General features: G+C 42.7%; 9 protein-coding genes. 2 read left to right on the top strand and 7 right to left on the bottom strand.

The annotated features are described in order from the left end of the window. Positions 1 to 647: 647 nt before the first annotated feature. On the top strand, positions 648 to 1,871 hold the full coding sequence (locus GXZ17_RS06325) for an ROK family protein (protein WP_409376446.1): 1,224 nt from the start codon (positions 648 to 650) through the stop codon (positions 1,869 to 1,871). Position 1,872: 1 nt separating this feature from the next. Here the strand turns inward: GXZ17_RS06325 and GXZ17_RS06320 are convergent, their stop codons facing one another. The 7 genes from GXZ17_RS06320 to GXZ17_RS06290 all read right to left on the bottom strand — a co-directional run bounded on the left by GXZ17_RS06320 (position 1,873) and on the right by GXZ17_RS06290 (position 11,495). Further along, positions 1,873 to 2,205, bottom strand: a complete 333-nt coding sequence (locus GXZ17_RS06320) for a NusG domain II-containing protein (RefSeq protein ID WP_409376445.1) — start codon at positions 2,203 to 2,205, stop codon at positions 1,873 to 1,875. 34 nt (positions 2,206 to 2,239) lie between these two features. Then, on the bottom strand, positions 2,240 to 3,259 hold the full coding sequence (gene cobT / locus GXZ17_RS06315; RefSeq protein ID WP_409376447.1) for a nicotinate mononucleotide-dependent phosphoribosyltransferase CobT: 1,020 nt from the start codon (positions 3,257 to 3,259) through the stop codon (positions 2,240 to 2,242). Between the two features lie 785 nt (positions 3,260 to 4,044). Next, on the bottom strand, positions 4,045 to 5,007 hold the full coding sequence (locus tag GXZ17_RS06310) for an ABC transporter permease (protein WP_409376444.1): 963 nt from the start codon (positions 5,005 to 5,007) through the stop codon (positions 4,045 to 4,047). A gap of 19 nt (positions 5,008 to 5,026) precedes the next feature. Next, a complete protein-coding gene (locus GXZ17_RS06305) occupies positions 5,027 to 6,037 on the bottom strand; it encodes an ABC transporter permease (RefSeq protein WP_409376443.1) in 1,011 nt (336 codons plus the stop codon). Positions 6,038 to 6,050: 13 nt separating this feature from the next. After that, entirely contained in the window at positions 6,051 to 7,544 is a 1,494-nt protein-coding gene (locus tag GXZ17_RS06300; RefSeq protein ID WP_409376442.1) for a sugar ABC transporter ATP-binding protein, read from the bottom strand. Positions 7,545 to 7,885: 341 nt separating this feature from the next. Further along, positions 7,886 to 8,932, bottom strand: coding sequence for a substrate-binding domain-containing protein (locus GXZ17_RS06295; protein ID WP_409376441.1), 1,047 nt, complete (start codon positions 8,930 to 8,932; stop codon positions 7,886 to 7,888). 658 nt (positions 8,933 to 9,590) lie between these two features. Next, positions 9,591 to 11,495, bottom strand: coding sequence for a methyl-accepting chemotaxis protein (locus GXZ17_RS06290; protein WP_409376440.1), 1,905 nt, complete (start codon positions 11,493 to 11,495; stop codon positions 9,591 to 9,593). A 376-nt stretch (positions 11,496 to 11,871) separates the two neighbouring features. Here GXZ17_RS06290 and GXZ17_RS06285 point away from each other — a divergent pair, with 376 nt between their 5' ends. Continuing rightward, on the top strand, positions 11,872 to 13,299 hold the full coding sequence (locus GXZ17_RS06285) for a PIG-L deacetylase family protein (RefSeq protein ID WP_409376439.1): 1,428 nt from the start codon (positions 11,872 to 11,874) through the stop codon (positions 13,297 to 13,299). The last annotated feature ends 7 nt before the right edge of the window (positions 13,300 to 13,306 follow it).

Genomic DNA, 13,306 nt, shown 5'->3' with positions numbered 1-13,306 from the left:
GCACCATGAGCTTGTCTATGCAGCACCTTATGCTCTTTTCCGTGATAAGCTCGTGGACAACCTGGAATTCACGGCGAAGGGAGGTTTCTCCGTCTATCCAGTGCCACCATACATGGCCTTCACACCAGAGATGCCGCCGGCCTATTCTATAAAGCCGGAGGATCTATAAGTCTGTGTAATGTGCGGGAAGCTATAAAACAAAGACGCTCCCCACTCAGCTTGCAAGCAGGGGAGCGTCTTCCAGCAAAGTCTTCAGAAAAGGGATGTGTTTATAAATTCTGGCTATACTGACTTTCCTGCAAGCGTAGTGTTTATCACCTCTATATAGGAGGCAATACTCGCCTCAGAGTGATAAGGATTTCAGGCATCACCGGTAGAGCCTGCTTTAGCTATCGCAACGCCCTGAGGATAACAATGTTTAATATGGTTTTTTGTTCCTTTTGGTATGTCGAAAGAAGATGGGTTGAGAAATTTTAGATGCTTTCCATATGTTTGGGATTTCACGGCAATGAAGAGAATTATATATAAAAACATATGTCACAGGTAGAGAAAAATGGAAGAGTTAAAAAGGAAAGATTGATGACAAATGACCCATATTGCTGTAACATATTTAAGAATAAGAAAATTAGATGTTAAAGGGGAAGTTCTTGAGTAATTTATGGGTAGGAGATAATCTCTCCGACGTAAAAGTTAAAAATCGCTCTTTGGTGTTACGTTTACTGAAGAAAAAAGGGCCTTTATCCCGGATTGATTTAGCACGCATCACTGGTCTTACTCAACCTACGATTACGAACATCGTCAACGACCTTTTGTCGGCCAATCTTTTACAGGAAGTGGGTATTTCCGATACCAAAGCGGGGAGAAAGCCCATTCTTCTTTCCGTGAATGACCAGGCTTTCTACATCATCGCCATCAACTTTAGCCGGCGAGGCTTCTCTATTGCCCTTTGTGATCTGGGTCCCAACATTCTTTTCCGCTGTGATTCTTCTTACAGCCTATTAGAAAATACCGACATAGCTCTTTTAGAACTTCAGAAGGAGTTCATCCACATTTTGGAGTATGCTACTCAGTCTCTCCGTCTTATTTTAGGAATCGGTATCAGTGTACCCGGCCCTGTGGATGCTGAGTCCTGTACTATTTTAGCTCATCCTACTTTCTTGAAACATCGCTCCCTGGATCTTCGATTTTATTTGAGGGAGTATGACCTTCCCATTTTTATGATGCACGATGCTGATGCAGCCTGCCTGCATGAGACCTGGAGTGGAGAGGCTCGAGAAACCCAGAACATGGTCTATTTTATGGTGGGAGAGGGAGTGGGGGCGGGAATTCTCATAGACGGAAAAATTTATCGTGGTCATCATCGTCAGGGAGGAGAAATAGGGCATACCAGCGTCAATCTTTTTGGTCCTCGATGTGTGTGCGGGAATTACGGTTGCTTAGAGAGTTATTGTAGTATTCCCAATGTCTTAAAAAAAGCGCAAGAGGTTGTCTGGTTTGGAGAAAGTAGTTATTTAAGGGATATTTCTTCTCGTCAGGGGGGAATAGAATTTCACCACCTTTTAGAAGGAGCAAGGATGGGGGATAACACTTCCTTGCAGATTCTCAATCAATTGGGTCAATACGTGGGAGTGGGAATGGTAAATTTAATCAACCTCTATGACCCGGAGATGGCGGTTATAGGAGGAGAAGTAGCTCTGGCCCAGGAGTTCATTGCTGGAACGGTCAATCAGGTACTGGAAGAAAGACTGCTCTACCGAGAATATGTAAATCCCCAATTGCGCTATTCTAAATGGGGAAGAGATGTCACACTTTTGGGAGCAGCTTCCATTGTTCTGGATCACTTCATTGCGGGAGAGCTGGGAAAATTCTAGCTCACCTTTTTCTGATTATTATCCGATTGGGTATGCAAGCGATAAAGCCTCCGTTGTCGGGAATTTTCCCCATCTCGATGCAAATGTGATCCGGGCAGGGAGAGGAGCTAACCCATACCTTTCCTCCTTCTATCTTCACTATCGTTTCTCCCAGCGGCCCTTCCAGGGTTATAACTTTTTCTGTCCGGGGAGTAACTTTCAATTCTATGATTTGGTCCTGGGTCTCCAGTAAAATACTGTAAAAATCTCGAGATGATGAATATTTCCCCCCCACCCATATTCCTGCTGCTGCAAACAGAGGCAAAATAACCCACCATATTTTTCGCTCTTTCATTAATGATTTACCATTAATTATTAATCACAAATTTTCAAGGAGAAAAATTTTTGTAGAGCTCCTCTACCCGGGAAATAATAGTTTTTACCGGAATACCCAGTTTTTCTGCATACCATACTGCTCCTCCTGCTCCTACTCCCTCTTTTACGAATCCTCGCTCATAATCAGAAAGTCCGGGGAAGGAGGAGTGAGAAAAATCTAAAGGAGCAGAGTAAACTTCTACCCCTAATTCTTGCGCTATCTCCTTGACGTGAGCGCTTTTATCTTCTACTACATAGCGGGTGGTAGCTACAAAAAGGGGACGATTATAACCTTGATGGCGAAGCACTGCACTTACTGCTAACATTTGAGTCCCTCCAGCTAAAACCACCTGGCATTCCGGTAGAGCTCCTTCTACCAATCCTCCTGCCACCGCTTGCATGGGGTCTCCACAGCTCTCCACTGCTTTTAATCCTGCTCCCTGCAAAGAACCGTAGCTAATACCTTGAAAAGAGCTAACCTCTTGCCACACTTTCTCTTTAAGGGGAATGGGGTTATGAGGAAAGGCCGAGGAGACCATTCCATTGTATCCTAAAGCCCGAAGAACACAAAGAGCTGAGGTGGTTCCTCCGGGTAAAGATTCGGCTATCACCAGGCAGTTTTGAGTTTTAGAGAGTTCTTCTCCTAACATTTTTCCTTTTTCCCAGAGGGAAAAAGCTTCTTCTACTGCTTTTCCCCGGCGGGGGTCTCTCCCTGGAGAAGCGGCAGTTTCCACATAGGGAACGGTGGGGGGAAGAAGAGTTCCTGCTCGCACTATAAGCACTGGAAACCCAGCCTCCAGGTAAGCCGCTCTACTTATGAGAGCGGGGGTGGGATGTCCCTCCGGGTCAACGGGAAGAGCATCGATTATTTGAGGTTTACCTTTCCAGAGCACTTCGGCATCAGCTGGAGCAGTATATGCCACCGCTTCTGGGTTAGAACCAGCTGCTGAAAGTCCGGGAATAGTTCCTAATTCAGTTCCTCCAACAATTAAAATAAACACGTTTACCTCCTGTTTAAGAAAATTATTATATATATACAATTTAATCACTTCTGGGGAAAAAGGGGAAGAGCATAAAAGGATAAAAGAAGGAGATTAAAGTGATATGTCGGGGAATTCCCCCGACATATAGCCAGTCAGTTCTAGTTTTTCAGTCTACGTTAGAGATGGTTTACTGAGGAAGGTTTCTTCTTTCCTCAACGCTGGAGCGTTTTTCCTCCAGCGTAATTTTTAATCTTTTGCGTTTTTATAGTATTCCGCAAACCCTATTATAATTGCTATTCCTTGCGGGAAAGAGAAAGCTTCTCCAGGGGAAATTCGGGAAGTCTTAAACTCCCTGAATTTTGCTGAAGTGGAAATTGAAAATCAACAGTTCTTACTCAAAATCAAAGGAACGGAACTGAGTAATAAAATCTTAAAACTCTTCAAAATTAAACCCCCTAAAAATATCACCCCTAAAGAAGAACTATCTCTGTAGACTACTTAAGGTAGTGAGTGTAGTGGCAAAATAACATATTCTAATTTAAATAATATAGATTTGATGCGGGTTTCAGCTAAGTGAAGTGTCAAAGTCGGGATAAAGGGGTTCGTAAGGGGGAAAACGCTCCCATCTTGCTGGGAAATCTTTTCTTCCAGTTGTCTTTGTTTTTTTCACTTTTTCTGGGGGTTATAAGGGGATTGGTTTCCCCCTATAGTCGGGTTCACAAAAGAGCACTCCCCACTGAGGGATACTTTTCTCCCTCGGTAGTCTTTGTTGTTTTATATTTTGCTTTTGATTTCTTGCGTGGTCATAGGGGGTGTTACCCCCTTATAGTTCTATTTTATCGGCTACGACGGTCGCTGGCATAAAAGGAAAGGAGAACATAAAGCACGATACCAAATGCCAACCATTTTCCAGCATCTCCCAGACCAAATGCTATCAATAAGTTGGTTAAAGCCTGTAAAAAGATAGCTCCCAAAATAACTCCGATGTAATTTCCATCTCCGCCGGTGAGCGACACTCCACCTACCACTACCGCAGCAATACTGGGCATAACGTAGTTGGAGGCCATATCCTTAAAAGCAATTCCCATGTTGCCAATCAATAGCAGCCCTGTGAGGCTTGCCAGTATTCCACTAATTACAAAAACGACGCACCTTACTGCTTTCACGTTAATACCGCTCAGGTATGCAGTTGTTTCATTAGACCCTACTCCAAAAAGAATCGTACCCCACTTTGTTTTATTAAGCACAATCATAACCAAAACAGTGATAGTAAATAAGATAAAAAGGATGTTAGGAAATTTACCGGTGGATTTGGCAGCGAGAGTTGCCAGAATCGGTGAAGGTCTCCCGGTAATATTTCTTCCTGCTGTATAAGCGTTTACGATGCCCTGGAGAATGTTAGCCATAGCCATGGTTACGACGAGAGGTGGAAGCTCCAGGAAAGAAACCAGCGCTCCGTTGGCTAAACCTATGGCACTTCCCAGAGCCAGAGCAATTAAAATAGCAGCTCCCAGATTGGCATTTTGGCCATCCATAACGCTGGCGGTGAGAACAGCAGTAAGAGTAGCAGCATACCCCACAGATAAGTCTAAACCACTACCTCCAGCAGCAATTACAATCATTTGACACAGGGCAAACAGGGCGGTGAATGAAGCCAGCTTTAAGGTAAACAAAACTTGTTCTACGGTCAAGAAGTTGGGCACTATTATTCCACCCAATGCAAAAAGGAGCACAATCAAGATAAAAGCCACGATTATTTTTTTATATCTTTCAAAAAACATTGATATACCCAGATTCATACCGTTATTCTCCTTTAAATTATTCTTTACTATACAGGGTATAGGCTACGGGAGCAGCAATGGCAATAATCACAATTAATCCTGACACCAGAGTCTGGTAGGCGGTAGAAATATCAGCAAAGAAGATAATTTTGTTCACAAAATTAAGAATTAGAGCTCCTACCAGGGCGAAATAAACGCTTCCTTTTCCTCCGCTGATGGCTACACCTCCCACAATTGCTGAGGCTATTGCCCTCAAGGTCAGGGGGTCACCCATTCTTGCGTCTCCGGACTGATTTTGTCCTACAAAAAACAGAGCAGCTAAAAAGATAAATATCGAATTGATAATGCAAGCTTGCATTTGCACCTTTGCCGTATTAATACCACTGGCATAAGCGCTCTCGCTATTACTTCCTACCGCGTAGATATGTCTTCCTATCCTGGTTTTGCTAACGATAAACCATATAAGACAGGCCGCTAAGATTAAAATCAAAGCAGGAGGGATAACACGGCCAAATTGCTTAATATAGGGATGAATTCCTTCTATCATTCCCGGGTTATAGAATATCCTGAACCACTCAACCGATTCTCCCCCCGGGGTGGGTCGCAAGAAAAGGCCAATTCCCAACCATATGTAAGAGGTAGCAAAGGTAACAATAACGGGGGGAATTCTCAAGTAGCCAATACCAAAGCCATTAACTACACCCACTAAAATTGCTACGGCAAGAGTGACAAGGATAGCATAGACTCCAGTTATAGGATCAGATTTCTTCATAACTGTCGTTAGCACGCAGGTAAAAAGAGAAAGTGCCGACCCAGCAGAAAGGTCTATTCCACCAGATATAATGACTACTGCAGCGCCCATCGCTAGAAGTATCAATGGAGCAAAGGCGTTTATGTTTCTGACTATGGATTTAAGGGTAAAGAAATTTTCCTGTAAAATGGCAGTAATGGTAAACATGACTATCAATATCAATAAGCTGGAAAATTCAGGACGAAAAACATAATTTGATAAAGCAGGTCTTGAGGAATTTTGATTGTTTTTATTCATTATTCACCACACCTTATCTCAATCGCATAGAACAGGCGATAATTGTGTCTTGGTTTATATCTCCGCCTTCTAAACTTGCAACGATCTGCCCTTCGTACATGATGAGAACCCTGTCACAGTATTCTACAAGCTCTTCATTATCGCTGGCATAAAGAATGACACTCGTATTCTTTTCTTGCACTTGATTCACGATATACTGATACAAGTCTCTTTTTGCTCCGACATCAATCCCCTTTGCTGGATCAGCCAGCAAAAGAACATTGATGTCAAAGGGCAACCACTTTCCCACCACGACTTTCTGTTGATTTCCGCCTGATAAGTTCTCTACTGGTACATCAACAGTGGGCGTTTTTATAGAAAGGACCTCCACTATCTCCTCGCATTCCCTCCGATATTCATCATAAGGGATAAAAGAAGGATGACCAGGAAGACCCATTTTAGGAAAAATCATATTAAATAATACCGAGCGCTTCAAAAAAAGACCTTCCAATTGTTTATCTCCGGGGACAAACACTATTCCCTCTTTTATGGCATTTAATGGTCTATTTAGTTTGATTTTCTTTCCTCTTAGCTCAGCGTCGCAATGAAGACTATGGAAAGCACCAGCTAAAGCGTGCATCAACTCAAGCTGTCCTTGTCCTGCAAGCCCTCCTATGCCCAGTATTTCTCCTTTTTTCAGGTCGAATGACACATTTTTCAGGGACTTGCCATAATTTAAATTTTTTATACTCAAAATTGTTTCATCAGTCACCGCCACGTGCTTCTTCTCCACTTTTGTTTTTTGAGTATCTCCAGTAATATAGCTTATAATTTTTTCCGGATCTTTTTCATCTTTTTCAAAATCAATAGTGGCTACATTTTCACCATTTCTGAAAATGGTGACATCGTCGCAAATTTCCATTACTTCCCAGAGGCGATGGGAAGTAAAAATCATAGCTACTCCTTCCTTAGCGAGAGCTCTCATGCAGTCAAAAAGATTTTTAACCTGGGCTTGCTCTAAGGCAGCGGTGGGCTCATCTAGGATAAGGAGTTGAGGATTTTGAGAAATAGCCTTGGCTATTTCTACAATCTGCATTTCTCCTGGATTTAATTGGGAAACTTTTTTGTTGATGTCTAGGTCAGGAAGAAGTTGAGCCAATATCTTTCTGGATAATTCTTTGGCACTATCATTGTTTAAAAATATACCATTGCTTTCTTCTTTTCCCAGGACGATATTTTGCCAGACAGTCAAATCTGCCACCAGACTGAGATTTTGAAACACCATGGCAATTCCATCTTTTCGAGCTTCGCTCGGACTCCGGTATCTCACCGTTCTACCTTTATATTTTATCTCTCCCCCATCGGCTTGATAAACACCGCAGATAATTTTGGACATAGTGCTTTTACCCGAACCATTGGCTCCCAGAAGACCGGTGATTCTCCCCTGGTAACAGCGCAAATTGGCATTGGATAGAGCAACTACTCCTCCAAAATTCTTTTTAATTCCTATCGCTTCTAAGACTATCACACTTTATCCCTCACTCTCCAAAATTAGCCATTCTCTACGTTTTTTGTTTCCCCTGCTTGAGAGGATAGTCTCTTTTTTTTCACGTGGATTCCACCTGGGGTGTGGCACGCCAGAGGACCTGGCATTTTAGAAAAGAAGTAGAGAAAAAGCATTGGAACTTGTGCTTTTTCCTCGGGCTGGCAGGGCAGTCTCTCTGCATTTTAATATTCTTTGGTCTCCTATTCATACCGGTTAGCTCTCGCCATAGTAAATACAAAGTTGAACAGATTCCTTACTTTACTCCTAATTCGAAGGGATAGAAGCTCACTTTACCCCTTCGAATTAGGAGTAAATTGTCTCGTTTATTCAAATAGTGCTGCTACTTCCTCTTCAGACATAATTTCGCTTAACAGATAGTCGTCTGGTTTGTCTTTCAGGAGTTCCCACGCCTCATCAAAGTTTTCATCGGTGACGAACATGCTAACCTGATAATAGAAAGTATTATCTTTCAAAATGTCCGGCTTGAAATTTTTCCCGTTATAAAGCTGCAGAGCTATGCGAAAAGCAGTTCCACCAATTCCGGGAGGATTGGGCTGAGTGCAAGCCTTGAAATCGGCTCCCTGGTCTCTTAATTTTTTCCATTCTTTAAAGAAAGCAGTGCCTGGGTCTCCATACATAACTTTAGGGAGCTTATTGGCATCTAGGAAGGCAGAAAGAATTCCAAATGCCATACCATCTTGAGTGATTACCGCGTCAATTTGTTGGCCAGAAGCGATAATCTGGGTGGCTACTTCTTTAGCCTTGGTCTGGTCCCAGTATCCTGAGGTATCAGCAATCAACTTGATATCAGGGTAGTTCGCAAGCACCTCATAGGTTGCTCTAATTCGTTCATTGTTTGCCGGATGTCCTTCTAAACCATAGATTTGAACGGCGTTCCCTTTCTGGAGAGTGGAGGCAATGAATTCCACATTTTTCTTATTCCAGGCATAATGGTCCAGGGTTATGTTGACAACATCAGGAGCGGTTACCGTGGCATCAAAAGAAACAACCAGAATACCTTCTTCCTGGGCTTCTTTTATTACTCCATTTAATGCATCGGGAGAGTTGGGGTTCACCATAATTATATCCATTCCCTGGGATATAAAATCGCGAAGGATGTTAGCCTGCTCTGTGGCGTCACCGTTGACAATATTATTTACTATCTTGTAATCAGCAATTTTGCCTGCAGCCTTGTACTCATCGCCGACTTCCTGCATAGCAGCTATCATGATGTCTCGCCAAGAAGTTCCTGACGAACCAGTAGAAATTCCTACCACCGGAAGTTTTTGAGCAAAAACCTGGCTACCAAGGCTTAAAAATAACACGCAAATAACACTTATCACCAGTAACTTGGATATTCTTTTCGACATGCTTAAAATCACCTCTTTCTTTTAATTATAAGTCAGGCTTACTGAGAAAACCTCTGAATCGATTTGCTATTCTTTTTGTCACCTCCTTTTCTAAAACAGATTTAAAAAGCACCATTTACTTCCAGTTATGATGTTATATCGTGTATATAATACCATATTTTATAATTTATAACTCCCTGTTTGGCTTTTGTCAAACAAATATTTTCGCTAACTTGCATAAAATCCCTTTACAGCGGCTTATTATAAAACTATGACCTCAGCTGGAAACTCTTGACTCAGAATCCGAAATGAAGGGGGAAATAGTGGTTGCCTTTTGGGTAATAAGTATATTCTTACCCTGTTTCTTTTTACCCCGTTCGGGTCTACCTCTCGTAGTGGTGATGATAGGAACTTGAACTTATTGTCTCTGGCTTCAGAGCATGTTTACTGCTATCTTTAGCTTTCTCAGTAGTAATTCTTTCATCTTTTCAGCCCATGAGGCTTCTCTTCTCGCAAATCTTGGTTAACTCCCGGAGATGGTGATAATTAGAGGGCATGAAAACATTCTCCATAAGAACCATAGGTTTCCCAAGAGACTCTGGAGACTCCTTCATGGGAGATGGGCTGGTGCTGATTCAATTGAGCTAACCGGCTTTTTTCATTTTTTCATGTCGGGCTCTCATACCTGGAAATGGCTCACCATTATCTGGAGTTCTTGCGCCATCTGGGCTAAGGATTCCACAGCTGAGGTAATCTCCTCAAGCGATGCGCTTTGCTCTTCAGTAGAAGCGGAAATCTCTTCTGAAGAAGCAGCATTTTCTTCTGCTACGGCAACTATAGAGTTTACCCGTTCAGTTGCTTCTCCAATGGAATAGCTGATTTCTTCTACTGCTTTAGCCACTTCACTGGTAGCGATATTGGTTTCTTCTTGAGTAAATAAAAGGTCCCTTTGTGCTTTCTCAAGAATCTGAGAAGAAGAGGCAATGTGATTGATATTCTCGACAACTCCCTGAATGGTCTTAAGAATCTGGGAAAAACTCCGGGCTACGGTTTCCCCTTTACCGGTTCCTTCTTTTACCTCTTCTTGAGCTCTCTCCATATTTTTGACTGCCAGTTGAGTATCTCTTTGAATCTCTCCGACAAGCCCGGCAATCTGCTGCGCTGCCTGAGCTGAATCTTCAGCTAAATCTCGCACCTCATTTGCTACTACGGCAAATCCCCGTCCTGCTTCTCCTGCTCGAGCGGCTTCAATCGCTGCATTTAAAGCCAGGAGATTGGTCTGTTCGGTGATTTCCGTAATTACATCCACGATTTTGCCGATTTCTTCAGATCTTCCTTCTAAGGCAGCGATACTTTCTGCTACTTCCTGGGTTACCCGGGAGATGGCAGTGATTCCCTCCATGAGGAGACCAAGAAGTTCTTGTCCTTTTTGAGCTTCTTCTCCAGCTTGAGCTCCTGATTGAGTTGCTTTTTTAATTTCTTCTTGAATGTGCTTTAGTGCTGTGGCGTTTTCGTTCAGTCGCTCTTTCATCACTGTGTCGAGGCGCTCCACGTTTTCCTGGGTTTTCTCCCGGATGTTTTGAGCCATCTTGTTGATTCCCTCTACAGTTCCGCTTAAATGTTGTAGGTCTTCTTCCTGGCGAACGGAGCCCTCCGCCACCTGAGTCATAGTTCTCGCAATCTCCTGAGTGGCTTTGGAAACCTCTTCTACCGAGGAAGAGAGCTCTCCGGAAGAAGAAGCCAGTTTAGAAGAAACACCGATGACATTTTGTACCACTTCCCGCCATTTCTCAGCCATGTTTTTTAAAGCTCTACCTAAGAGACCCAGCTCGTCTTTGCGCTTCAGAAGGTGGGCTGGAATTTCCACCGAGAGGTTTCCTTCTCTCAGAAGCTCAGCTTGTTTTGTGGCTACTTGAACAGGATGGGAAATAGAGCTACCCAGGAGGAAAATGATAATGATACTCGCAATCAGTGCTGCTACAGAGAAGATGATTATCATCCGGGAGGTACCGGATATCCCGCTTGAGACGATACTTTCTGCCTCGTCAGTCGGTACACCGATAAAGAGAATTCCCACTACTTCCCCCTTATCCACGATGGGGTCATAGGCAGTGTAATAGTTCGCTCCTAAAATTTCTGCTTTGCCTATATACAAATTTTTCGCCATTACTGGTTCATATGCTGCGCTATCAGTGCCCAGCATGGTTCCCACTGCCCGATTGCCATCTGCAGTCTTGATGCTGGTGGTGATTCTTCTGAAGTCATTTCCTTCTCTCACAAACACGGTTGCTACAACACCAAGTTTATCGGTTATCTCATCAACCATATCGTGTCTGCCTTCGAGAGGTACGCCGTCTTTATCCACCAGAGCACCATCCACCATTTTTATCTCTCCAAAGTGTTTTTCGGCAAATAAATGCACCGAATGCATATCGCCTTGCAGCTTCATTAATAAACTGTGTTCCATCACATTCTCGGCTACGTCTCTCAAAGAAGGCGTTATGTAAGCGAAAATTAACAGTATAAACAGTGCAAGTGGTATCAAGCTTATGATGGTCAGTTTAGACCTGATATTCATTTTCATGAGCCTATTTCCTCCTCTGATAGTTTCAGGAAAGATTGAGTCACATCCCAGATAATCTAAAAAGCCGAAATTCCCGCGCTTTTTGTGTTGGTTGGATGTTTTTGTGTTTTAATAACGCTTTTAGCCTATCTGTGTTAGCTTCTGATTTCGGCCTTTGGATTGTATCCCTTCATAGCAAGTTTTACCCTATTAGATAAATTTTATTGCCAAATCTGGAAGGAAGGATACGCTCTCAAAGAGCCAGCAGTGTAGAGGGCTATTTGTAAGATTGAAGAGCGGCTCATTTTTTTAAGCTGCATACTAACAAATAATTTGCCATATCTCACTTTTTAAAGTGTTATAATTTTCCTATGCTAAACACTGACACTGGTAATTTATGAGGAAAAGAGCAAAAAGCCAGAGAGGACGATGGGCAAAAATTGCCCTCTCTGTGCTTGGAATCTTGATCGGTTGCTTCTTTCTAATTAAAATTCTTCCTTTTAACTCGATATTTGCTCCTCTTTTTCACGTTTATTCCAAAGTTTATACCAAGCTTATTGAACCATTAATTGATGATTCAGAGCGAGTTCTTATCTTTGCTCCTCATCCTGATGATGAAACCCTGAGTTGCGGGGGAGCTATCCAGAAATCCCTGAGTGAGGGGAAAATAGTCAAAGTAGTTTTTGTGACTTCTGGTGATAGTTTCGGGAATGATTACGAAATGACTGGTCTCTCAGAAGATTTGCCCCGAGGAGTGGAATTGGGGTATCTCCGGCAAAAAGAAGCTCTGGAGGCAACAGCCATTTTGGGTCTGGAAAAGGAAAATGTCATTTTTTTGGGTTATCCAGACCGGGGAATGGAAAAAATGTGGTGGATGTACCGAAGCGATGGCCAAGCCTATCGTTCTCCTTATACTAAAACTGATAAATCGCCTTATCTATCCGGATACACTCTTTCTGCTCCTTATTATGGAGAGCAAGTAATTCAGGATATTCAGAGCATTTTAGAGGTTTTCCATCCCCAGATTATTTACCTGCCTCATCCTTCTGACCTTCATTCTGACCACTGGGCAACTTATAATTTTGTAAAAGAAGCATTAGAGCGGTTGCGTCAAAAAGGTTCCGACTGGATAGATGACGCTAAAGTTTATCTTTATCTGGTTCATTTTGGTCGGATAAAGTGGCCACCTCTTTGGGGATATACACCCCATCTTCGCTTCACCCCTCCTTCTCAGCTTATGTCCACTCACCAGTGGGTTGGCTTTGAATTAGATGAAACAGAAATTGCCAACAAAAAGAAAGCTCTTGACCAATATCGGAGCCAGCAAGCAGTTCGGGAATTCTTACTGGCATTCGTAAAAGCTAATGAGGTCTATGCTATCGATAATAGCTATTATCTGAGAGAAGGGGAAAGTGTTTTTATTCCTGATGAAAAGGGGGAATTTACTCTTCCCAGAATCATTAATGGAGGAGACATCCGAGGATTAGATGTAATGCTTGAAGGAAGCACTGTCTCTTTGAAACTTCATCATGATTCGGGTATTCCGCCTCAGGCACGCTATCGTTTTTATCTCATTGGATACAGTGAGGGTGAAGTGGCTTTCCAGGAAAGCTATATGCTTTTTGATAGAAAGAAAGTAGTGCGTCTTCAGGGAGATTATTTTTCTAACTCTCCAGTGGTTTTGAGGGGTAGCGGGGTGGTTACCCTTACCTTCGATTTTGAGCATCTTCCTTTTCCCGATGCTCTCTTTTTAAGCGTTGGATCTTCTGCTCCTCAGTTAGCACTTGATCGTCTCCCTTGGAGCATGGTAATTCTAGAAAAATGATGGCATT

Origin of the sequence: Candidatus Sordicultor fermentans, from assembly GCF_012728195.1 — a bacterium.
Classification (GTDB): domain Bacteria; phylum Atribacterota; class Atribacteria; order Atribacterales; family Caldatribacteriaceae; genus Sordicultor; species Sordicultor fermentans.
The sequence above is the reverse complement of the archived record's forward strand: the minus strand, read 5'-3'. Positions and strand labels throughout refer to the sequence as shown.